Here is a 23,229-nt window from a genome sequence, read left to right as displayed (position 1 = left end):
AATAATATAGTTACAGAAATAGGTGATCGGTCCTGCTGATCACTTTTTTCAATTATGTAAGGGGGCAGGCAGATGAGTGAATTATTCGCGGATCGACTTCCGCCGCAAAACATGGAAGCGGAACAAGCCGTAATTGGTGCAATATTTTTAGAGCCATCAGCTTTAACTCTTGCTTCAGAATTACTTATACCAGAAGACTTTTACCGCGTAGCACACCAGAAAATCTTCAGCGTCATGCTGGATTTGAATGATAAAGGTAAAGCAATCGACCTTGTAACCGTCACAGAAGAGCTTGCTTCATCCAAGCTGATTGAAGACGTTGGCGGGGTCAGTTATTTAAGTGAATTGGCTGCATCCGTCCCGACGGCTGCTAATATAGAGTATTATGCTAGAATCGTAGAAGAAAAGTCATTGCTGAGAAGGCTGATCCGGACAGCATCAGGCATCGCCGAAGATGGCTATATGCGTGAGGATGAAGTCGAAGCATTACTTGCCGAAGCAGAAAAGAACATCATGGAGGTTGCCCAGCGCAAAGGCGGAGGAGCCTTCCATAATATAAAAGATGTCCTTGTCAGGACATACGATAATATTGAGGAAATGCATAACCGTCAAGGAGATATCACCGGCCTTGAGACTGGCTTTACTGAGCTTGACCGAATAACAGCTGGCTTTCAGCGAAACGATTTGATCATCGTTGGCGCCCGTCCTTCTGTTGGTAAAACAGCATTCGCTTTGAATATAGCACAGAACGTTGCGAAAAAGACAGGAGAGAATGTCGCGATCTTTAGTTTGGAGATGGGTGCAGAACAGCTTGTCATGCGTGTCCTTTGTGCGGAAGGAAATATCGATGCCCAGAGGCTTCGTACAGGTTCCCTGACTGATGAGGACTGGGGCAAGTTGACGATGGCAATGGGAAGCCTGTCAAATACAGGAATCTTCATTGACGATACTCCAGGTGTCAAAATTACCGATATCAGGTCAAAATGCCGACGTTTGAAGCAGGAGCAGGGACTTGGCATGATCATGATCGATTACTTGCAGCTGATCCTCGGGAGCGGACGTGCCGGCGAAAACCGTCAGCAGGAAGTATCTGAGATATCCCGTTCCCTTAAGCAGTTAGCGCGTGAATTGCAGGTCCCTGTCATCGCACTGTCCCAGCTTTCCCGTGGAGTGGAACAGCGACAGGACAAGCGTCCGATGATGTCTGATATTCGTGAATCCGGTTCAATTGAGCAGGATGCCGATATCGTAGCCTTCCTTTACCGTGATGACTATTATGATAAGGAATCAGAAGACAAGAACATCATTGAGATCATCATTGCCAAGCAGCGTAACGGCCCGGTAGGAACCGTAAAGCTGGCATTCGTAAAAGAATACAATAAATTCGTCAACATTGAAAACAGGTATGACGAATCGTACGCTCCACCTGGGGCATAATGAGAATTGATCCTTATGGATTGATTCTCTTTTTTTTGCTGATATTTTATTTAGTAAATATAGGATGCAGAGTTTTACGAACGAAATAATTATATTATAAAATTAATGTTCGTGTTTCATTGACTTTATACTATTATTACTGGTAAACTTTATATGTTTGAAGCGGAAAAAAATTAACCGTATACCTTTGGAGGTGCTTTTTATATGTCATCCGTAGTAGTAGTTGGTACACAATGGGGAGACGAAGGAAAAGGGAAGATTACTGACTTCCTTTCAGAAAATGCTGAAGTGATTGCCCGTTATCAGGGAGGGAACAACGCAGGACATACAATAAAGTTCAATGGTGAAACATATAAATTACATTTGATTCCATCAGGGATTTTCTATAAAGATAAAATCAGTGTTATCGGAAACGGCATGGTTGTGGATCCAAAAGCGCTTGTGAAGGAACTAGCCTATCTTCACGATAAAAACGTTACGACAGACAACCTGCGAATCAGCAATCGCGCGCATGTCATTCTTCCGTATCACTTGAAACTTGATGAAGTGGAAGAGGCGAGCAAGGGCGCCAATAAAATAGGAACGACCAAGAAGGGGATAGGTCCTGCATACATGGACAAAGCTGCGAGAACGGGTATCAGGATTGCCGACCTTCTTGACAGGGAAGTTTTCGAGGAGAAGCTAACACGCAATCTCGAGGAAAAGAACCGTCTGCTCGAGCGTATCTATGAAACTGAAGGATTTAAGCTTGAGGATATTTTAGACGAGTATTACGAGTATGGTCAGCAAGTCAAAGATTATGTGGTCGACACATCTGTCGTTTTGAATGATGCTTTGGATGAAGGACGACGTGTACTATTTGAAGGTGCACAGGGCGTCATGCTCGATATCGACCAGGGAACATATCCATTTGTTACATCATCCAATCCAGTAGCTGGCGGAGTCACCATTGGTTCAGGTGTGGGACCAACGAAAATCACCCATATCGTAGGAGTTTCAAAAGCTTATACGACTCGTGTCGGTGACGGACCATTCCCTACAGAGTTAGATAACGAAATCGGCCACCAGATTCGCGAAGTAGGACGAGAATACGGTACGACAACAGGCCGCCCGCGCCGTGTCGGCTGGTTCGACAGCGTCGTTGTCCGCCATGCCCGCCGTGTCAGCGGCATCACTGATTTATCGTTGAACTCTATCGATGTTTTAACGGGAATTGAATCGCTCAAAATCTGTGTAGCATACCGCTACAAGGGTGAGTTAATCGAAGAATTCCCTGCAAGCCTTAAGACACTCGCTGAATGTGAGCCAGTCTACGAGGAGCTGCCAGGCTGGACAGAAGACATCACAGGTGTGAAATCACTAGACCAACTGCCAGAAAACGCAAGACACTATCTTGAGCGCATCTCACAACTGACAGGCATCCCATTATCCATCTTCTCAGTCGGCCCGGACCGCACCCAGACAAACGTCGTCCGCAGCCCGTGGAGATCATAATAATTATTGATCAAGCCCCCGCTCATTGAATCGGGGGCTTGATTTTTTATAGAGGGAATCCTAGCTTTATCCAGTTCGCGGAATTCCGGCTTGAATTCGCGGGAATGCCAGTCTATTTCGCGGAAAAACTCCTTAACATCGCTGAATTACCCTGTTTGTAGTAATTTTCATTTTATAAAATTGAATAAATTCAAGGAAAGCAGAGCGAACTACGAAGAAAAACATGAAAAAGCAAAAAATATTTTAAAAAGATATATACAAACAATAAAATGCTATGGTAATATAAACAACGTTGTCACTGATTCGACAAAAAGTGATAAAGTTTGATACGAGCCATTAGCTCAGTCAGTTGCTTGCATCCAGGAGTTCGCTTCAGCGGCAACTTGCGAGAAAGGCCGAAGGTCTTTTGAACACTGTATCAAACAAAACTTCGTTTAGGGTTGAAACATATTACGAGCCATTAGCTCAGTCGGTAGAGCATCTGACTTTTAATCAGAGGGTCGAAGGTTCGAGTCCTTCATGGCTCACCATTGTTTTAATTAATAATGAAAAACTTTATGTTGTGATTTATATCTGGCCCCTTGGTCAAGCGGTTAAGACACCGCCCTTTCACGGCGGTAACACGGGTTCGAATCCCGTAGGGGTCACTTATTACATATTTAAGAGTATTATCATGGCTCAGTAGCTCAGTCAGTTGCTTACTTCACCGAATAAGCATCTCTGGCAACTTGCGAAAAAAACCGAAAGGTTTTTTGAGCATAATCTTAGAAGTAATACTTCTTTCAGGATATATTATCATGGCTCAGTAGCTCAGTCGGTAGAGCAGGTTGCTCACATCATCGATTAAGCATCTGCGGCAACCTGCGAGAAAGACCGCAAGGTCATTCGAGCAAAGGACCTAAACTAAATAAAGATTAGGGTACAATTTTTATCATGGCTCAGTAGCTCAGTCGGTAGAGCAAAGGACTGAAAATCCTTGTGTCGGCGGTTCGATTCCGTCCTGAGCCATTAAAAAAGGGAGCGTGTCATATGACATGCTCTCTTTTTTTTGTAACATTTATGTAACATAACGATAAAATTCCTGTTTTTAACATGTTTGTGTTGCTATTAACAACATTGTTCACTAATTATGCTCCGAAAGTCGGAGAATGCCCTGATATTACTAGGTTTTCTGCTCATTTTTAATAAAAGAGATAGGAAAATATACTGATACTGAATTCCATTTAACTGACAAATATCGTAATAAAATGTCAGCTATTATACATTTTTGTTACATAATGAAGACTAGTCTTCCTAACGATACATTATATGGTAAAGTATAAAGGTACAATTATCAGATAATAGTTATTTAGAACTAGACTAATAGTGTTTGACCGTTGTAGGAGGATCAGGATGAATAATTTAAAACATAGGCTGTCCAATCTTGCCGGCAAAACATCTAGAGAGATGATGCCAGCAATAAAAAAGTCAATCATGGCAACAGTAACTGTAGCTGCGTTGTCTTTTGGTGCAGGAAATGCTGCACTTGCGGCGGATTCTGACTTAACAACTATGTACCATGTTTATGTAAACAATAAATTTGTAGGAACTGTAACCGATAAAGCACAAGTAGAACAGCTGGTTGAAGATAAGTTGACATCCGTCAAGGAGGAATACGCAGGTCTCGATGTTGAGCTTGGTTTAGACGTATCTTTTATTCCTGAGCAGGTGTTCAGCTCAGCTGCCAATGTAAATACAAGTGAAGTATTAGATGTACTTAAAGACGAGTTGACTGTCCAAGCTGAAGGCTCGGCCCTTGTCATCGATGGTAAGCCTGTAGCTTATGTAAAGGATCAAGAAGCAGCAAAAGAAGTCCTTAGGGCATTAATGCTCGAATACGTTACTGAAGAAGAGTTAGCTGAAGTGGAGAGTAGAAAAGAAACTCCTAATCTACCAGTACCCGAAGTAAAAGAAAATGAAACTCGTATATTAGACGTCCGTTTCACTCAGGAAGTTTCACAAGCAGAAGAAAAAGTTGATCCTGTTAAAGTACTTACCGTCGAGGAAGCTGTCCAGCTCCTTAAAAAGGGTACTTTAGAGGAACAGAAGTACCAAGTTAAAGAAGGGGATGTGTTAGGAAACATTGCGAATTCACATAACCTGAAGCTTGCTGAATTACTTTCTCTAAATGAAGGCCTTACTGAAGACGTTGTACTAAAACCAGGACAGGAATTAAATGTAACTGTCTTGAAGCCATTTGTAGAAGTTGTGGTCGACCGCCAGGTTTATGAGCAAAAAGAAGTGCCTTTCGAAAGAGAAGTCAAAGAAGATTCTTCGATGTTCAAGGGTGATACAAAGACAATGCAGGAAGGCCAGGTTGGTATGAAGGGTGTCACCTCCTCGCTGACTGAACAAAATGGCAGGATGATAAAAAAGGAAGTCATCAAAGAAACCGTACTTAAAGAACCTGTTAAGGAAATCATCGTCAAAGGAACAAAAGTTGTTCCTTCACGCGGAGATGGTACTTTCGTATGGCCGACAAATGGCGGATATGTATCCAGCCGCCAAGGCTACCGCTGGAGCAGGATGCATAAAGGAATTGATATCGCAAGGCCAAGCAACTACACAATCAAGGCTGCTGATAATGGGAAAGTAATATACGCTGGTAACAAAGGCGATGGATATGGAAACAAAATCATTATCGACCATCAAAACGGCTACCGCACAATGTATGCCCACCTTGCATCTATCTCAGTAAGCGTAGGCCAGTCAGTTTCTCGTGGTTCGAGTATCGGCATCATGGGGAGAACAGGAAATTCCACTGGTATCCATCTTCATTTTGAAGTTTACCTGAATGGTGCACTTGTGAACCCATCAACTGTATTAGGTAATTAAGTTAATTAGAATGAAAGTCTCTAGCCAAACTAGAGACTTTTTTTATTAAGGTTTACAACACTTATCACCATTTAGATTCCATATCCTTTTTTTATAGTCCTTGCACTATAAATGTTTTATTTTATTGTTATGGGCAGGATTGGTACAATTGGGAAGAGAAGAATAGAAGTTGTATAACAGAAAAATTCAGTTTTTCTCTGATTTACAGTAAAATAGATAAGATAGCATTTTTATAAAGAGAAGATTATTACTAGACGATAGATAAATACGTACTTTAAAGGAGAATTGGTATGGAGAAAAAGATACTGGTAGTAGACGATGAAAAACCAATTGCAGATATTCTACAGTTCAACTTGAAAAAAGAGGGTTACGATGTTTACTGTGCATATGATGGAAACCAGGCAGTTGAAATGGTGGAGGAGATTCAGCCTGATTTGATCTTGCTGGATATTATGCTGCCGATGCGTGATGGCATGGAGGTCTGCCGTGAAGTTCGCAAAAAATACGAGATGCCGATTATCATGCTTACTGCGAAAGACTCTGAAATTGATAAGGTGCTTGGACTTGAGCTTGGGGCAGATGACTATGTCACGAAGCCATTCAGCACAAGAGAGTTGATTGCAAGGGTAAAAGCAAACCTGCGTCGCCATCAGCAGAATGCGATTAGAGAAGATGAACAAGAGGAGTCGAATGAAATTACGGTTGGCTCATTGACTATCCATCCTGATGCTTACGTTGTCTCCAAAAGAGGAGAGACGATTGAATTGACGCACCGTGAATTCGAGCTTCTTCACTACCTTGCCAAGCATATTGGACAAGTCATGACAAGGGAGCATTTGCTTCAGACAGTCTGGGGCTATGACTATTATGGAGATGTCCGTACAGTTGACGTAACTGTAAGGCGTTTGCGTGAAAAGATCGAAGACAACCCAAGCCACCCGACATGGATCGTGACAAGACGAGGAGTAGGCTATTATTTAAGAAACTCTGAGCAGGAGTAAGAACAGGGATGAAAAAGGTAGGTTTCTTTCGATCCATTCATCTTAAATTTGTGATTATATACGTCCTGCTTATTCTCGTTGCCATGCAAATCATCGGAGTTTACTTTGTCCGCAAACTTGAGACGACCCTGATGACAAATTACCAGGAATCTGTAAAATCCCGAGTGGACCTGCTGGTTTATGATATACAGGAAGAGCTGGTGAAGGAGCGCGGGAAGGAAGATCCCACGAAAGAGGAAGCAATTAGGCAGATTTTAATGGACTATAAGCCTAATGATATTTCTGAAATTCGGGTAGTTGACGGGAGCAGTTTTAAAATACTGGGTACATCAAGCCTTAGCAATCAGGGGATGGTGGGACAGAGGACTCCTGACGTCAAGATTAAGCGTTCGATCATCACTGGAGAAGATGAAGACGTCATCCAGTTGAAAGCGAACGAAAGAGTTTGGGTTCTTTCAACACCTATCATGCATAACGGTGAAGCGATAGCCGCTGTCTATCTGGTTGCCAATATTAATGATATCTTTGATCAGATGAATGATATCAATACAATCCTGGCTACCGGAACAGCCATTGCCCTGATTTTTACAGCCATTTTGGGAGTCTTGCTTGCACAGACGATTACGAGGCCGATTTCAGATATGCGTAAACAGGCACTGGCGATGACGCGCGGCAATTTTTCCAGGAAGGTTAAGGTCTATGGTTACGATGAAATCGGTCAACTGGCGATCACCTTTAACAATCTGACGAAAAAACTGCAGGAAGCACAGGCCACAACAGAAGGAGAGAAAAGGAAGCTTTCCTCAGTCATTTCCTATATGACCGACGGTGTTATATCGACTGACCGGAAAGGGCGCATCATCCTGATCAATGACCCTGCTTTACAGATGCTTGGTGTTCCACGTGAAACAGTGCTGTCGCAGCCATTGGTTTCTGTACTTGGCCTGGATGAAAATTATACTTTCGATGATTTACTACAGGAGAAAGATTCGATCGTCCTGGATTACAGTACGAAAAGCAAGCCATTTATCCTACGGGCAAATTTTTCAGTGATCCAGAAGGAAAGCGGCTTTGTAAATGGATTGATTGCAGTCCTGTATGATATTACAGAACAAGAAAAAATTGATATGGAGAGACGGGAATTCGTTGCGAATGTTTCCCATGAATTGCGGACTCCGCTGACAACGATGCGCAGCTATCTGGAGGCGCTGGCTGAAGGAGCGTGGAGGGATGAGGAAATCGCTCCAAACTTCCTTGAGACAACCAGAGGAGAAACAGAGCGGATGATCCGGCTTGTCAACGATTTGCTGCAGCTATCAAAACTTGACAGTGTGGATTATCGCCTTTCAAAGGAATGGGTTAACTTCCCTGTCTTTTTTAACAGGATCATTGACCGATTCGAATTGACGAAGGAACAAAATGTCACTTTTAAAAGAGAAATCACGGAGAATGCGATTTTTGTAGAAATAGATGAAGACAAAATAACGCAAGTGCTCGATAATATCATTTCTAATGCCATGAAATATTCACCAGAGGGCGGAAAAATTACATTCAAAGTGAAAGAACTGGATGATCAGATTGTTGCAAGCATTTCTGATGAAGGCGTTGGCATCCCGAAAGATAACCTTGATAAAATTTTCGATCGTTTCTACCGTGTCGATAAAGCCAGGACCCGCAAACTAGGCGGTACAGGGTTAGGGCTGGCTATTGCCAGGGAAATGGTCAATGCCCACGGGGGAAAGATATGGGCAGAAAGTGTGGAAGGCAAAGGAACAACTGTTCAATTTACACTTCCTTATGACCGCAGTGCAGAGGATGATTGGTCATGACATATGAAAATATTAAAACAGGTATTTTAACATTTCTTGTTATTCTAAGTGGCTTTTTAACGTGGAATATTTGGACGTATCAACCAGATTATGAGGTTGTTAACAATCAAAAGACTTTTGAAGATATAAGCATAGCAACACAGAAGGAAATCAAAAAAATAGTCAAGCCCCATCAGGTGATCTACCATGTGAATGGTAAACAGTTTGGTTCGGTAGACAATGGCTATATTGATGATGTAATCGGAGTTATTTCAAGATGGAAGTATTTTGATATCGAAAAGTACCCTGGGCGGATCAGTGAATTTAATGAGAAGATTGCTCAGGGGGAGAATACCGAAGTTATTTTCCCAGATGAAGTGCCGATTGAACTATATAAAAGGGTCCTGAATATTGATGAAAAGGATATGCCGAAATTTGATTTCGACAGGATCATCATTAATTCAGAGACTCAGCAAAAGCAGGAAGGGATTGTCTATTTCTTTTCGCAGAAAAATCAGGAAGCCTATGTCAGCAATGTCAGTCCTTCCTATATAAATGATTTTACGAATCAATTTTATGATTCTGCAAAAAGGCTGACGCCGTATTTCCTTCATACTGTTTCCGATATCAAGAAGATTTACCTGCCAACTGAAAAAGTGAAAATGGTGCTGCACACATACTATCAAAATCCACTTGATTCCGAACAGTTCAAGGATGCCCTGTTCGCAGACCCGAGCTTTGTACAGCGCAGTATAGTCGATGGAATTGAGGAATATACGGATGATGCCAGTAAGATGATCGTCGACACCGATACAAATATGATTAACTACGTGAATCCTGTCAGGAGTGGCGATTCAGTCATCGGCACCAACAATGTTCTCCAGAAGAGTATCGAGTTTGTTAATAACCATGGTGGCTGGACGGAACCTTATCGTTATGTTTATAAAGATGATTTTAACCAGAATGTTCTTTTCCGTCTTTACAGCAAGGAAGGCTATCCTGTTTTCAATCAGATAGGGATGTCAGAGATCTATCAGCATTGGAAACAATCCGAAATCAGCAGATATGTACGCCCGGGGTTCCATCTCGAGCTGCCATTGAATCCGGATGTTGTCACCAAGACATTGCCGTCTGGATATGAAGCGCTGGAATACCTGCAAAGCAAGAAGGACTTTAAGCCTGAGCTGCTGCAAAATCTTATGCCGGGCTATTATATGACCCAGGGACCAGAAAATTCGTTAATCCTGTTGGAGCCAGGCTGGTTTTATTTATACGACCAGGAGTGGCGTCAGCTGATGTGGGAGGAGGAATTGAATAATGGATTGGAGTAAAATCAAGACAATCTTTATTCTCACCTTCCTCGTCCTGGATATATATCTCGTGTACCAGTTCATGAACACCAGGGATGCGACCCAATATGAAATTCTAAAGGAAGCGACCCTTGAGGAAAAGCTGAGAAATGACGATATCACCTATGGTGAACTCCCTGACACAAAAAAGAAAGAACAGTATCTTAGTGTAAGAGCCAAGGTATTCACCTCCGAGGAAACGGAAAAGGTCAAGGGACAGTCCTTCAGTCTGGGAGACGGCACGTCGATTGAAGCCAAGCTTGAAAAGCCGTTCAAACTGACGAGCAAGTTCCAGCCGGCCGAACTGTCTGACTTCATAAAAGCGAATATTTTTGCCGGTGAACAATATAAGTTCTGGAGCAAAAATGATGAGGCAGGGACCATTACGTATTATCAAGAGCATGATAGTAAAACGTTCTACTATAACAGCAATGCGAAACTAACTTTCTTTTTCAATGAAAATAATGAAGTGACTTCGTATAAGCAAACGTATTTGGAGATCATCGATGAACTCTCGGATGCAGAAGAGTTGCTGCCGCCATTAAGGGCGCTGGAAACTCTATATAAAAAAGGTTTGCTCAAACCAAAGAGTAAAATTACCGATTTCGAGTTAGGGTATTCGACACTTGTTAACCTCACATCGTCCCATGTGGTGACACCAACGTGGAGGATTGAAGTCGATGGCAAGGAAAACCTTTTTGTACATGCATTCGAAGGTCGAGTGCTCTCCTTGTCGGACAAAGAAAATACAATTACGGAGTGAAGAGATATGAGTTTGCATTTTAGTGTTCTCGCTAGCGGGAGTACGGGAAATGCGATCTATGTGGAGACGGAGGGCCAATCCTTTTTAGTGGATGCTGGATTAAGCGGCAAACAGATGGAGGCTTTATTCAAGCAAATTGGCCGTAATATGAAAGACCTCTCTGGTATATTAGTGACGCATGAACATAGCGATCATATAAAAGGCATAGGAATCGTTGCCCGTAAGTATAAGCTGCCAATCTATGCGAATGAAAAAACATGGAAAGCGATGGACGGCTTGATTGGGGAAGTACCGCTTGATCAGAAGTTCTCTTTTGACATGGAAACTGTGAAAACCTTCGGCGGCCTGGATATCGAATCCTTCGGGGTCTCACATGACGCAGCGGAGCCGATGTTCTACGTGTTCCATAAAGACGGAAAAAAATTGGTGCTTATCACAGACACAGGCTATGTCAGCGACCGGATGAAAGGGATCATTTCTAATGCTGACGCTTATGTGTTCGAAAGCAATCATGATGTCCAGATGCTGAGAATGGGAAGATATCCATGGAGTGTTAAGCGTCGCATTCTTAGCGATTACGGCCATGTCTCGAATGAGGATGCCGCAGTTGCAATGAGCGAAGTCGCAGGGGATAATACGAAACGGATTTATCTAGCTCATTTAAGCACGGATAACAATATGAAGGACCTTGCCAGGATGTCAGTTAGCCAGACCCTCGAAGGAAGGGGCATCTTAGTTGGAGAACAATTCGATTTGATAGATACAGATCCGAAGACTCCAACCCGCTTGACAGCAATTTAATTTGTTTATGGCAATGAATGAATAGGTAAAGGAGTAAAGGCATCAGGTCTTGATGCTTTTGCTCCTTTTTATTTTTTCAAGGGGCTTATGATTTAGAAATTACCGCCACTGATAGTATAATAATCTGTATAAGAATAACTAACGTATCTATTGGTCAATGAAAGGATTGGTGGACATTGGGTTACTATGATCAGGATTATCAAAGCCGGTATAAACCACAGAACAGAAGTAAAGGCGGCTTTTTCTGGGCCAGCCTGGCAGGCGCAATCATAGGTGCATTATTGGTGATCTTCTCGATTCCCTTATTAGCTAACTTGGATGTGCTGCCATACAAAATTGAACCTCATAATCAAACAGCGGCAACTGACGAAGAACCTTCTGAAGAAAATGAAGAAGGCAATACCACTAAAAAAAATGTATCGATTGATGTTTACTCGCAAATTACCGATGCAGTCGACAAGGCTGGAGATGCAGTAGTCGGCATTACAAATATCCAGGAAAGTACGAGCTTCTGGGGACAATCCCAGGAATCAGGCGGAACAGGATCTGGCGTAGTTTATAAGAAGGAAGGTGACAAAGCCTATATTGTCACAAACCATCATGTCGTGGCGGAAGCCTCCGAACTTGAAGTCAGCCTGAGTGATGGCACGAAAATTCCTGCCAAGCTTTTAGGTAGTGATATCTGGACTGATCTAGCAGTGTTGGAAGTACCAGCTGATGAAATTAAAGTTGTAGCTGAATTTGGCAACTCTGATAAACTGAAGCCTGGTGAGCCAGTCATCGCAATTGGCAATCCTCTAGGGCTAACTTTTTCAGGGTCTGTTACACAGGGGATTATCTCAGGTTTAGAACGGGCGATTCCAGTCGATATCAATCAGGACGGAACTCCCGATTGGCAGGCAGAAGTTTTACAGACAGATGCAGCGATTAACCCCGGCAACAGCGGAGGGGCCTTAATCAATATCGAAGGCCAGGTGATAGGCATTAACTCAATGAAAATAGCACAGAGTGCTGTCGAAGGAATCGGATTATCCATCCCAATTAATTACGCAGCGCCAATTATTGAGGACCTGGAGAAGACAGGTGAAGTGCAGCGGCCATTCATGGGTGTAGAATTGGCTTCCGTAAATGAAATTTCAGCCTACCACCAGGAAAACACGTTGAAGCTGCCAAAGGAAATCAACTATGGTGTCGCAGTTAGAGGCGTACAGCCAAGTTCCCCTGCAGCCGAGGCAGGATTGAAGGAGTATGACGTCATTGTCGAAATGGATGGCGAGGAAATCCGGGATGTTGTTGATCTGCGCAAGCACCTTTACAATAAAAAGAAGGTTGGCGATGACATGCAGGTCAAGTATTATCGAAATGGCCAGCTGGAAGAAACAACAATGAAGCTAGGCGGAGAAACATTATAGTGGCTGTGGATAATAACAGGAGGCGGAATGCTTCCTGTTTTTTTGTGTTAAAATGGTCATTGTGGATAAATTTTATAGTGAATTTAAGCAAATGATAACCATATAAAAAAGAAGCTGAAGGGATGAATGTTATGAAGTATTGCTGCGGTGAACATGTTGAATTAGCGCTGGATGAAGCGGTTGATGAGTTTGAGGTAGCACCTCAATTAACTAAGTTAGAGTCTGTTGATAAGTCGGAGTTTGTCTGTGGATACTGTGGACAACCTGCTGTATATATTGTGGCGAACGAATGATCGCCTACTAAATGTGGATATCGATGTGAATATGTGGATAACTATTGTGTATATCTTGTTTGTAAACTGTTTGTAATCTGTTTGTAAAGTGGGGATGACTGTGAATATCTCGATTGTGACGGTTGGAAAATTAAAAGAAAAATACCTGAAACAGGGGATTGAGGAGTACCTAAAACGACTCGGAAGCTATGCAAAAGTGGAAGTAATCGAAGTACCAGATGAAAAAGCACCGGAGGAATTGAGCGAAACTGAAATGATCCAGGTCAAGCAAAAAGAAGGAGAACGAATCCTCGCAAAAATCGGCCCAGATACATATGTCATCGCTTTAGCCATTAATGGGAAACTCAAATCATCAGAAGAGCTTGCAGACACTCTCGATAAACTAGCGACGTACGGAAAAAGTAAAATCGCTTTTGTCATCGGTGGATCACTCGGTTTGAGTGAAGAAGTACTGAGAAGGTCCGATGAACAATTATCCTTCTCCAAAATGACATTCCCTCATCAATTAATGCGATTAATCCTCGTTGAGCAAATTTACCGTGCTTACAGGATAAATCGCGGCGAACCTTATCATAAGTAATGCTAGAAGTTCTGAAGTAGTTTATACATAGGGATTTAAACAATGTTTATAAATCAGTAATAAATGGAAACACAAGGAATGGAGGGATGAAGATGAAAATACTTATTATTGGTGGAGATGCAGCAGGTATGAGTGCTGCGATGCAAATTGTACGAAACAGCTCTGGGCATGAAATCACTGTATTAGAAAAGGGAGGCGTGTATTCGTATGGACAATGTGGCCTGCCTTATGTTATCAGCGGGAAGATTGAGTCCACAGATCGGTTAATAGCTCGCACTCCGTCTACTTTTAAAAAGAAATATGGCATTGATGCACGTGTATTTCATGAAGCTCAAAACGTAGACATAGAAAATAAAATGGTAAGCGGAATAAACCATAGCAATGGTGACACGTTCAGCCTTCCATATGACCGCCTTCTGATTGCAACTGGTGTAAGCTCGGTCATTCCAGAGTGGGAGGGTGTGACACTTCCAGGTATTTTTTCATTAAAGACCATCCCTGATGCAAAAGCAATCATGGATTATTTGGAAAAAGATATAAATAATGTGACCGTGATTGGCGGCGGATACATTGGACTTGAAATGGCTGAAAGTTTTGCGGAGCTCGGCAAGAAGGTAACCATCATTGAAAGAAATGAGCAATTAGCTAAAATATTCGATACAGACATGGCAGAACTGATTCATGAAGAAGCAGTAAAGCAAAACATTGTGCTAAAAATGGGTGAATCCGTCGAAGCATTCGGTGGAAGTGACCATGTGGAATCTGTGAAAACCGATAAAGGAGAGTATGAAACAGATTTGGTGTTAGTCGCTGTAGGTGTGAAACCCAATACTTCCTTTTTAGAACGAACAGGTATTAAAACCAGTGTAAATGGAGCGATCCAAATAAATGCCTATATGCAAACCAGTATTGAGGATATCTACGCGGCAGGAGATTGTGCCACACAATATCACCGAGTAAAAGAAAAAGATGATCATGTCCCATTGGGGACACATGCCAATAAGCAAGGACAAATTGCAGGATTGAACATGGTTGATGTACATAAAACGTTTAAAGGAATTGTCGGCACTTCAATTATTAAGTTTTTCGATTTAACCCTGGGGAGAACAGGGCTATCAGAAAAAGAGGCAAATATGCTGAACATCCCCTGTGGCTCTGTAACCATTACAGCAACTGATATCGCTGGTTATTATCCGGATGATGAAAAAATGAAATTAAAGCTTGTCTATCATAAAGAGACACTTAAGGTTCTTGGCGGGCAAATCATTGGGGGAAATGGGGTCGATAAACGGATTGATGTACTAGCGACGGCAATTTTTCATTCCATGACGACCGATGAGCTGCTTGATTTAGATTTGGCGTATGCTCCCCCGTATAATGGTGTATGGGATCCTGTTCAGCAAGCAGCTAGGAGAGTAAAGTAGCTGGTAAGAGCGCAAATAAATGCTCATTAATTCCAGGATGATTAAGTAAAGGATCGATGTCTTCACCTATAAGTTGAAATGTTATGGAGTTACTGAAATACAAGCTTTTTCTGTGACCTCTCATATCAAAAGTAATGACTTTAAATATTGAGACAAGTCCTCAAACTGGTACTCTAACATTAACAGAAGTTAGGGGAGAGGGTGGATAAACAATTTGGGAAAACCCTCGCCCTTAGTTGTAAAATATAGATTCGTTACATCTATATCGATCATCGTCATATAAATTTCACCTGCATTCGTAAGAAACTATCCTTAAATGTATTATTCTTTTTCCTCTCCCACTTGCCGTAAATATTGTTTATCGTTCATAAATAATCGCCAAAAGTAGAAGAAGCCAGGAAACAGAATCAAAAATCCTACAATGTAAGTAGTAAAGACGGCCCTAAACGAATTTGGATCGGTAAAAGCTTCCTGAATGGTTATTTCAGGGTAAATGATATATGGCAAGTGTGCTTTCCCATACACATAACTAGCAACTAAATACTGAAGGATAGTAGCTACAACAGCAAGCCGAGGCATTCCACGAACGCCCTTATCAGCGAAAGATGGCAGAAACAAACCCAATCCAGCAATCAAAAAGAATCCGATAGATAACCAAAGCAGAGGTAAATCTGCTATCATTCGATCATATAGCCAGGGAGCCTCATTTCTTAATGTGAGCATAATCAAAAATGCCATAGCTAAGGAAAGAGGGCCAAAAATCTGTCCATCCTTAAGATAAACTTTGTATGCATGCATCTCTCTAGATACCTTGGAGTAGTCAGCTAATAGTAAGGAAGATAAAAAGAGTGTACTGCTAATGGCAAACCCGATGAATGCATAGGTATTGGGACTTGTGAAAAGGCTGGCAAGGTCTAGATTGGCAACTCCATCTACATGGTCAATAGCTTGACCATGTGTAATTGGTAATACGCTTATTAAAATTCCCGGAATGATAATGCCGGTAATGCCTGATATATACGTAAGAGGCTTTCTATATTCAGTTGCAATATTGGAAAAAACCAAGAAAGCACTTCGTAGAGCCAATAGCAGTAAAATTGCACTCCCCGGAATGATGAGGATTGTCCCTAAAGTATAGGTTGCTTTAGGGAAAAGGCTATACAAAGCAACTACTAAAGCAACGATAAAGGTATTCGTCACTTCCCATGTTGGTGATAAATAACGATTCGCTACATTGGTAGCTGTTGTTTTGTCTCTATTAATGTAGACCATTGACCAAAAACCGGCACCAAAATCCATCGTTGCCATTACTGCATAAATAAATACAAATCCCCAAAGTACCGTGATCGCTAAAAGTGCATCTGTCATTTTGTTTCCTCCTAAGAATTCGAACCGTATAGAGGGATCCCCTTATTCTCCGCTCTTTCAAAGTCATCTAATACCGTATTTTTTCTAAAGTAGTACAGAAGCACGGAAACAACGGCAATTCCTAAAATAATATAGACACTAAAAAACAAGATGGAAATGGCTCCTAAATTTGTTGCGGAAGTAGCAGCATCAGCTGTTTTTAAAATGCGATAAATAACCCAGGGCTGACGGCCTGTACACGCAAATATCCAGCCACATTCAATGGCAACGATTGCTAAAGGACCTGAAAGAACCAGTATCCAAAGGAAAAATTTTGGCCATTGTTCCTTCTTTAAAATCCATTTCCATGCGATTCCAAGTAAAGCTATTAAGATGAGAAATGTGCCAATGAACACCATTACATTGAAAAGGGTATGAATGAATAAAGGTGGCCAAAGCTCTTCAGGAAAGTCATTTAAGCCCACAACGACTGTATCAAAGCTGTTTCCTGCCAAGAAGCTTAATGCCCAGGGAATCTCTATCCCCCACTTCACCTCTTGCGTTTCTCTATCGGTGAATCCGCCTATAGCTAAGGGAGCGTGCGATTGAGTCTCGAATAATCCTTCTGCAGCTGCTAGTTTTTCCGGCTGGTATTCATGTAAATATTGAGCGGCTGCATGCCCATTAATTGCAGTCAGGAAAGAAAAGATTCCTCCCATTACAAGGCTGATCATCAGCGCTTTTTGGTGGAAACGATAGAGTCGTGATCCATATTCGTTTCGTAACATTTTAAAAGCTGAAACAGATGCAACGATAAATGCTCCTACAACATAAGCAGAAACTGCCACATGCAAGGCTGTAACCGCAAAGCCTGGGTTGAAAAAGGCTGCCCAGGGATCAATGTCTACAATTTGCCCGTTTTCATAACGGAAACCAGCTGGGGTTCCTTGAAAGGCATGCACATTCGTGATTAATACGGCAGAAGCCAATGCTCCTAAAGCAACTAAGATAAGGCTTAAAACCCTCAACCAAGGAGAAATCCTTTCAGCTGCATAAACATAAATAGACATAAAAAGTGCTTCAATGAAGAAAGCATATATTTCTATTTGAAAAGGCAGTGGCATTACTCGCCCAATGACTTCCATGAAACCTGGCCACAATAGCGACAGCTGAACACCAGCTATAGTACCTGTCGGTATACCTACACCAAGCAGAACAGCAAATGCTTTCGTCCAACGTTTGGCCATTACAACATACTCATAGTTCTTAGTTTTCTGGTAGATTAATTCTGCTGTAAGAATCATTAAAGGCAAGCCGACACCAATCGTTGCAAATATGATATGGAAGGCCATAGTAGTGCCAAATAACGAGCGTGCAATAAGAACATTGTCCATGATGTTTTTGTCCCTTCAAAGAATTTATACCTAACTATTATTTTCATTGTTAAAAAATATATGTACAAAAAAAGGAAGAATAGGGTAGATAAGTAAAAATACCTAATGCAATAATCAAAGGGTATGAAAAAGGGGGAAAGTATTAATAAAAAATCATGCTAAAAAAAGCATGTTTTAGTTACGGTGCTACCAAATTAAGTTCATTTTTATAAATCTTTACTAACAAAATCCTCTTTTTATTGCCGATTTTAAAGGTAAAGCAACAGTTTACTGAAAGACCTAATAAAATATGTATTAACACAAGTAAAGGTTGGGTTAAGATAAGGGTAGTTATTTAATTGGAGGATATAAATGATAAAAATTATGGCTGATTCAACTTGTGATTTATCGAAGGAAGTACTTGAGTTATATGATATTAGCTTAGCTCCGTTGACAATAAATATAGAGGGTAAACTTTATAAAGATAGAGTGGATATAGAACCGAATGATTTTTATGGAATGTTGGAAGGGTTATCTGAGCATCCAACAACAGGGATGCCAAGTCCTGAAGAATACCTTAAGATCATAAAGAAAGCTGTGAATGATGGATGCAATGAAATACTATGTGAATGCATGTCAAGCGGAACAAGCGGTGCCTATCAATCAGCTGTGATAGCAAAAGATTATTTCTATGAGGAATCGCCTGATTCGGCTGTTAAAATTCATATAGTCGATTCTAAATCCATGAGTCATGGCAGCGGCTGGTTAATCATGAAGAGTGCGATGATGCGAGAGCAGGGGGCATCATTTGAAGAAATCGTTGATTTTAATGAAACTTACAAAACAAAAGTAAAACACTTCCTTTCTGTTGATGATTTAAATCATTTAATCAAGAGTGGCAGACTCACGAATGCAAGTGCATTTATAGGCAAGATTCTGATGCTTAAACCAATCATGACGATGAAGCAAGGAAAAGGAGCAATCATTGCAAAGGAAAGAGGCCGTAATAAAGTACTGAAGCATTATGTTCAAGAGTTTATTAAACGAAACGACAAGGAGATGACAGAGTTTATTCTCATTGGCTATACATCGGATAAGACCGTTGCTGAAACGCTAAAAGAAAAAATCCGGGAAGAAGCAGGATTTTCAGGTGCTATCCATATCATGCAGATGGGAGTTTCCGTTGGAACCCATGTAGGTCCGGGAGCCATTTCAATGTTTTTCATAGAGAAATGAGATTAAAGTGAATTTCAGTTTGGGTCTGACGCTTGCTTTTAGAAACATCAAGGTTCTTGTTATTTACGCAGTCGAATTAAGGCTGCGACTTCACGTATCTTTGAGCAGCAGACAATTCATGGAATAGTTTTAGAAGAGATACTGTTTAATAACGGTATCTTTTTTTCGGGAAAGCGTTCACTTCAGTACTTCTGGCGAGTGCAAGATTAGGGTTTTCAATTTTGGCTGCATAGGGGGCAAAAACCAATATCATAGTTAATTGTTTTAGGTTACTGTTTTTACTTTTGTTTGCTCCTAAACCATATGGAGAGACTTCTCACTTTTTTACTATGGAAAAATAGTTTATAATTATCAGTAAATAGTAGATATTTTAATATGTAAGTCATTATAATAGATTATGTTATGGTTTGAACATGGACGGAAAAGGTGTGCTCCTAGGTGAGATCGAAGCAGGCGCACCTACTCAAATATAAGGGATAAGGAAGGGTATAATGAGCAACGTACAGAAAGCAACAGACGTTATCTTAATTGGTGCCGGAGTCATGAGTGCGACGTTGGGATCCTTACTGAAAGAGTTAGCACCAGAATGGGACATTAAAGTGTTTGAAAAACTAGCTTCTGCAGGTGAAGAGAGCTCCAATGAGTGGAATAATGCGGGTACTGGGCACGCTGCTCTGTGTGAGTTGAATTATACACCTGAAAAACCCGACGGATCGATAGATATTAGCAAGGCAATTAACGTAAATGAGCAGTTTCAAATTTCAAGACAATTTTGGTCTTATCTTGTTAAAAGCAACTTGATCCGTAATCCTCAGGACTTTATCAGGGCGCTGCCTCATATGAGTTTAGTAGAAGGCGAAAAAAATGTTGAGTTTTTGAAAAAACGATTTAAAGCGCTTTCAGATATCCCTATGTTTCAGGGAATGGAATACTCAGAAGACCCTGAGAAACTTAAAGAATGGATTCCATTAGTCATGGAAGGACGTACATCGAATGATTCAATTGCAGCAACCAAAATTGATTCAGGAACGGATGTGAATTTTGGTGCGTTAACTCGTATGTTGTTTGATCATTTGGAGAGTAAAAATGTCGAGATTAACTATAACCATAGTGTAAAAGATATCAATCGTACAAGTGATGGATTGTGGGAACTGAAAGTGCAAAACCTTGAAAGCGGTAATACTGAATATCATACTGCGAAATTCATTTTTATCGGGGGCGGGGGTGGAAGTCTGCCATTACTGCAAAAGACAGGTATTCCTGAATCAAAACGTATTGGCGGATTCCCTGTTAGTGGACTGTTCATGGTTTGCAACAATCCAGAAGTAGTAGAAAAGCACCATGCAAAGGTGTACGGAAAAGCCAAGGTAGGCGCTCCTCCGATGTCAGTTCCGCATCTTGATACAAGATTTATCGATAATAAGAAGAGCTTGCTGTTTGGACCGTACGCCGGTTTCTCGCCAAAGTTCCTGAAAACAGGATCGAATATGGATTTGATTGGATCAGTAAAACCGAATAATGTGATTACTATGTTGGCAGCAGGCATGAAAGAAATGGCATTGACTAAGTACCTGATCGAGCAAGTGATGCTCTCTCATGAAAAACGGATGGAAGAACTCCGTGAGTTTATTCCTAATGCCAAGAGCGAGGACTGGGGAATCGTGGTGGCAGGACAGCGTGTCCAGGTCATCAAGGATACCGACACTGGCAAAGGGACACTACAGTTCGGTACAGAGGTTGTAAGCGCCTCTGATGGCTCAGTAGCGGCATTGCTAGGTGCATCCCCTGGTGCGTCCACTGCCGTTAACGTCATGCTGGAAGTGTTAGAAAAATGCTTCCCTGAGCAAATGTTCAATTGGAAGGATAAAATAAAAGAAATGGTTCCTTCTTATGGTGTATCACTAGTGGATAACCCGGAACTGTTCCATGAAATCCATACTTCTACAGCGAAGATGCTTGGTCTTAGCGAAAAAGAAAGGGTCTATAGTTAATTCTGTATGACCTTAACTAAAAATACCTTCAATCCCAAAATGGATTGAAGGTTATTTTAAATTTTCGGAAGCTTTGATCCAAATGGAGCAGGTAAATCATTTATACAGAAATACTTTAAAGTTCTCTTTCTTATCCAAGGTGGCAAGCAGAACGTTTTTTACGTCTGTCTGATACAATGTTTCTAAAGTTGAAGCAACCCAGGTTTCATCCTTCTGTACTTGATTTAATACCTCAAAATTTATCTTACCTTCTTTAATGATTGTCCTGGGGAAATCGAATGGTTCTGATGCTATTTGGATGGAGGAGGGTGTTAGCGGATCATATTTTGGTTCTAAAAAAACGGACAATTTTCCGTCTGCCTCCCAAATCGCTAAGGCTACTTTTTTCACATCTTCTACTTTTTTTTCACGCAGCTCTTCCAATAAAACATCAATGGATATTTTAGCTTTCTTCAAACCTTTATTAAGTATCTCACCATTTTGTACAATGGTAATCGGTGCGTGATTAAGCAGCCTTCTAAACCATGGGAACTTGAGAATCAAAAAAATTCCGGTGAGATACAAGGCTAATAATACCGTAGTCGTAATTATCGATCCCTTTAGCCCAAGGTTTTCATCTGATAGGGGATGGGCTATAATGTTCCCAATTACCAAAGCAATAGCAAAATCCAGTGGCCTTAATTGGGAGATGGCACGTTGACCTAACGCTCTGGTGACTATTAGCAGGAATGAAAAACCAACAATAGCTCTAAGAGCCCACTGGATGCTAGTTAACGTTTCCTGTCCTTCAAAAAAATCCACTAAAGTCACATCCCTTTCCGCATAGCTACCACTTAGTTTATCTCTCATATTCCTCTATTAATCCAAATGATTGGATTCGTTATAAAAAGTATATCGGAAAAATAATTAAGTTGTAGATTCAGAAGAAGAACCTATGGACAGGACTTTAGGGAATGGTGTGGCAAGATGGGTTAGAAGAGTTGTTTTGACGTTCTAGTGTCTGTATAAATTAAAAAGAAAAGTCACTTTGCTACCGTTAGGAGCGCAGTGACTTTTCTTTTTAATTAATTTCGGATCAAATAATCAAACGCACCTAATGCTGCTGTTGCACCTGATCCCATTGAAATGATGATTTGTTTGTATGCACTGTCTGTGCAGTCGCCTGCAGCGAAGACACCTGGAAGGTCTGTAGCGCCGTGCTTGTCTACGACGATCTCACCGAAGCGAGTGCGTTCAAGCGTGTCGCCAAGCCATTCTGTGTTCGGTACAAGGCCGATCTGGACGAATACACCTTGTAATTCAACATGGTGTTCTTCTCCTGTTGCACGGTCAATGTAGGTGATACCGTTCACTTTGTCAGTTCCGGTAATTTCACTTGTTTGAGCGTTAGTCACAACTGTGACGTTCGGAAGGCTGTGCAGACGGTCTTGTAAAACTTGGTCAGCTTTGAGCTCTGGGTTGAACTCAATCACTGTTACATGCTTTACGATACCTGCAAGGTCGATTGCTGCTTCAACACCTGAGTTTCCTCCGCCGATAACAGCAACGTCTTTTCCTTCAAACAATGGTCCGTCACAGTGAGGGCAATAGGCAACGCCTTTGTTCTTGAACTCGGCTTCTCCTGGTACGTTGACATTGCGCCAGCGAGCACCAGTTGAGATGATGACAGTCTTACTTTTAAGAACTGCACCATTTTCCAATTCAAGCTCAATCATGTCCTTCTTTTCCAAACGCTTTGCACGCTGAAGGTTCATGATATCAACACCATACTCTTTAACATGCTCTTCAAGACTGGCAACAAGCTTTGGACCTTCTGTGTGCTTCACACTGATGAAGTTCTCAATGCCCAAAGTATCCATTACCTGCCCGCCGAAACGATCAGCAACAATCCCTGTACGGATGCCTTTACGTGCCGCGTAGATGGCTGCACTTGAACCTGCAGGGCCGCCGCCGACAACAAGAACATCGTATGGATCTTTGTCAGTCAGCTCGGACGCATCAGGACCAGAACCCATTTTAGCAAGGATTTCTTCCAGTGACATACGG

General features: G+C 41.5%; 18 protein-coding genes and 3 tRNA genes. 17 read left to right on the top strand and 4 right to left on the bottom strand.

Going from position 1 to position 23,229, the window contains the following annotated elements; genetic code table 11:
* Nucleotides 1-72 precede the first annotated feature (72 nt).
* The 15 genes from dnaB to TY49_RS06645 all read left to right on the top strand — a co-directional run bounded on the left by dnaB (nucleotide 73) and on the right by TY49_RS06645 (nucleotide 15,236).
* Nucleotides 73-1,437 carry a replicative DNA helicase gene (gene dnaB, locus TY49_RS06710; protein ID WP_041965139.1) on the top strand — a complete coding sequence of 455 codons (1,365 nt, stop codon included), beginning with the start codon at nucleotides 73-75 and terminating at the stop codon, nucleotides 1,435-1,437.
* Between the two features lie 204 nt (nucleotides 1,438-1,641).
* Entirely contained in the window at nucleotides 1,642-2,931 is a 1,290-nt protein-coding gene (locus TY49_RS06705; protein ID WP_041965138.1) for an adenylosuccinate synthase, read from the top strand.
* 454 nt (nucleotides 2,932-3,385) lie between these two features.
* Nucleotides 3,386-3,461, top strand: a tRNA-Lys gene (locus TY49_RS06700).
* A gap of 45 nt (nucleotides 3,462-3,506) precedes the next feature.
* Nucleotides 3,507-3,578: transfer RNA gene (locus TY49_RS06695), tRNA-Glu, on the top strand.
* A gap of 288 nt (nucleotides 3,579-3,866) precedes the next feature.
* Nucleotides 3,867-3,939, top strand: a tRNA-Phe gene (locus TY49_RS06690).
* Nucleotides 3,940-4,323: 384 nt separating this feature from the next.
* The gene (locus TY49_RS06685; RefSeq protein ID WP_041965137.1) at nucleotides 4,324-5,805 is read left to right on the top strand and encodes a M23 family metallopeptidase; all 1,482 of its coding nucleotides are present in this window, start codon (nucleotides 4,324-4,326) and stop codon (nucleotides 5,803-5,805) included.
* Between the two features lie 290 nt (nucleotides 5,806-6,095).
* Entirely contained in the window at nucleotides 6,096-6,806 is a 711-nt protein-coding gene (gene yycF / locus TY49_RS06680) for a response regulator YycF (protein ID WP_041965136.1), read from the top strand.
* 8 nt (nucleotides 6,807-6,814) lie between these two features.
* A complete protein-coding gene (gene walK / locus TY49_RS06675; RefSeq protein WP_041965135.1) occupies nucleotides 6,815-8,635 on the top strand; it encodes a cell wall metabolism sensor histidine kinase WalK in 1,821 nt (606 codons plus the stop codon).
* Nucleotides 8,632-9,945 (top strand): YycH family regulatory protein, encoded by a 1,314-nt coding sequence (locus TY49_RS06670; RefSeq protein ID WP_041965134.1) that lies wholly within the window; start codon nucleotides 8,632-8,634, stop codon nucleotides 9,943-9,945. The genes walK and TY49_RS06670 overlap by 4 nt, the downstream gene beginning before the upstream one ends.
* Nucleotides 9,932-10,726, top strand: coding sequence for a two-component system regulatory protein YycI (locus TY49_RS06665; RefSeq protein WP_041965133.1), 795 nt, complete (start codon nucleotides 9,932-9,934; stop codon nucleotides 10,724-10,726). Before TY49_RS06670 ends, TY49_RS06665 begins: the two co-directional genes overlap by 14 nt.
* Before the next feature lie 6 nt (nucleotides 10,727-10,732).
* Entirely contained in the window at nucleotides 10,733-11,527 is a 795-nt protein-coding gene (yycJ, locus tag TY49_RS06660; protein ID WP_041965132.1) for an exodeoxyribonuclease YycJ, read from the top strand.
* Between the two features lie 176 nt (nucleotides 11,528-11,703).
* On the top strand, nucleotides 11,704-12,939 hold the full coding sequence (locus TY49_RS06655; RefSeq protein WP_041965131.1) for a S1C family serine protease: 1,236 nt from the start codon (nucleotides 11,704-11,706) through the stop codon (nucleotides 12,937-12,939).
* Between the two features lie 131 nt (nucleotides 12,940-13,070).
* The gene (locus TY49_RS24180) at nucleotides 13,071-13,232 is read left to right on the top strand and encodes a CxxH/CxxC protein (protein ID WP_084135407.1); all 162 of its coding nucleotides are present in this window, start codon (nucleotides 13,071-13,073) and stop codon (nucleotides 13,230-13,232) included.
* Between the two features lie 100 nt (nucleotides 13,233-13,332).
* Nucleotides 13,333-13,812 carry a 23S rRNA (pseudouridine(1915)-N(3))-methyltransferase RlmH gene (gene rlmH, locus TY49_RS06650; protein WP_041965130.1) on the top strand — a complete coding sequence of 160 codons (480 nt, stop codon included), beginning with the start codon at nucleotides 13,333-13,335 and terminating at the stop codon, nucleotides 13,810-13,812.
* Between the two features lie 92 nt (nucleotides 13,813-13,904).
* On the top strand, nucleotides 13,905-15,236 hold the full coding sequence (locus TY49_RS06645; RefSeq protein WP_041965129.1) for a CoA-disulfide reductase: 1,332 nt from the start codon (nucleotides 13,905-13,907) through the stop codon (nucleotides 15,234-15,236).
* Between the two features lie 321 nt (nucleotides 15,237-15,557).
* Here TY49_RS06645 and TY49_RS06640 read toward each other — a convergent pair whose 3' ends face one another.
* Nucleotides 15,558-16,604 carry a cytochrome d ubiquinol oxidase subunit II gene (locus tag TY49_RS06640; protein ID WP_041965128.1) on the bottom strand — a complete coding sequence of 349 codons (1,047 nt, stop codon included), beginning with the start codon at nucleotides 16,602-16,604 and terminating at the stop codon, nucleotides 15,558-15,560.
* 11 nt (nucleotides 16,605-16,615) lie between these two features.
* The gene (locus TY49_RS06635) at nucleotides 16,616-17,977 is read right to left on the bottom strand and encodes a cytochrome ubiquinol oxidase subunit I (protein WP_041965127.1); all 1,362 of its coding nucleotides are present in this window, start codon (nucleotides 17,975-17,977) and stop codon (nucleotides 16,616-16,618) included.
* A 351-nt stretch (nucleotides 17,978-18,328) separates the two neighbouring features.
* On the opposite strand from TY49_RS06635, the gene TY49_RS06630 reads away from it, so the two are divergent.
* A complete protein-coding gene (locus TY49_RS06630) occupies nucleotides 18,329-19,192 on the top strand; it encodes a DegV family protein (protein WP_041965126.1) in 864 nt (287 codons plus the stop codon).
* 491 nt (nucleotides 19,193-19,683) lie between these two features.
* Nucleotides 19,684-21,183, top strand: a complete 1,500-nt coding sequence (locus TY49_RS06625; RefSeq protein ID WP_041965125.1) for a malate:quinone oxidoreductase — start codon at nucleotides 19,684-19,686, stop codon at nucleotides 21,181-21,183.
* 96 nt (nucleotides 21,184-21,279) lie between these two features.
* On the opposite strand, the gene TY49_RS06620 is transcribed toward TY49_RS06625, so the two are convergent.
* On the bottom strand, nucleotides 21,280-21,984 hold the full coding sequence (locus tag TY49_RS06620) for a DUF421 domain-containing protein (protein WP_041965168.1): 705 nt from the start codon (nucleotides 21,982-21,984) through the stop codon (nucleotides 21,280-21,282).
* Between the two features lie 263 nt (nucleotides 21,985-22,247).
* Nucleotides 22,248-23,229 (bottom strand): alkyl hydroperoxide reductase subunit F (ahpF, locus tag TY49_RS06615; RefSeq protein WP_041965124.1); only part of this gene is annotated, 982 nt, incomplete at its 5' end.

The organism is Mesobacillus selenatarsenatis SF-1, assembly GCF_000813125.1.
GTDB lineage: Bacteria > Bacillota > Bacilli > Bacillales > Cytobacillaceae > Mesobacillus > Mesobacillus selenatarsenatis.
This window is presented reverse-complemented; position numbering and strand designations above follow the sequence as displayed.

Coding starts and splice junctions, on each gene's coding strand:
- TY49_RS06625 (WP_041965125.1), top strand. CDS start 19,684: ATGAGCAACGTACAGAAAGCAACAGACGTTATCTTAATTGGTGCCGGA.
- TY49_RS06640 (WP_041965128.1), bottom strand. CDS start 16,604: ATGACAGATGCACTTTTAGCGATCACGGTACTTTGGGGATTTGTATTT.
- TY49_RS06645 (WP_041965129.1), top strand. CDS start 13,905: ATGAAAATACTTATTATTGGTGGAGATGCAGCAGGTATGAGTGCTGCG.
- TY49_RS06705 (WP_041965138.1), top strand. CDS start 1,642: ATGTCATCCGTAGTAGTAGTTGGTACACAATGGGGAGACGAAGGAAAA.
- TY49_RS24180 (WP_084135407.1), top strand. CDS start 13,071: ATGAAGTATTGCTGCGGTGAACATGTTGAATTAGCGCTGGATGAAGCG.
- TY49_RS06670 (WP_041965134.1), top strand. CDS start 8,632: ATGACATATGAAAATATTAAAACAGGTATTTTAACATTTCTTGTTATT.
- yycF (WP_041965136.1), top strand. CDS start 6,096: ATGGAGAAAAAGATACTGGTAGTAGACGATGAAAAACCAATTGCAGAT.
- TY49_RS06630 (WP_041965126.1), top strand. CDS start 18,329: ATGATAAAAATTATGGCTGATTCAACTTGTGATTTATCGAAGGAAGTA.
- yycJ (WP_041965132.1), top strand. CDS start 10,733: ATGAGTTTGCATTTTAGTGTTCTCGCTAGCGGGAGTACGGGAAATGCG.
- walK (WP_041965135.1), top strand. CDS start 6,815: ATGAAAAAGGTAGGTTTCTTTCGATCCATTCATCTTAAATTTGTGATT.
- TY49_RS06685 (WP_041965137.1), top strand. CDS start 4,324: ATGAATAATTTAAAACATAGGCTGTCCAATCTTGCCGGCAAAACATCT.
- TY49_RS06635 (WP_041965127.1), bottom strand. CDS start 17,977: ATGGACAATGTTCTTATTGCACGCTCGTTATTTGGCACTACTATGGCC.
- TY49_RS06665 (WP_041965133.1), top strand. CDS start 9,932: ATGGATTGGAGTAAAATCAAGACAATCTTTATTCTCACCTTCCTCGTC.
- dnaB (WP_041965139.1), top strand. CDS start 73: ATGAGTGAATTATTCGCGGATCGACTTCCGCCGCAAAACATGGAAGCG.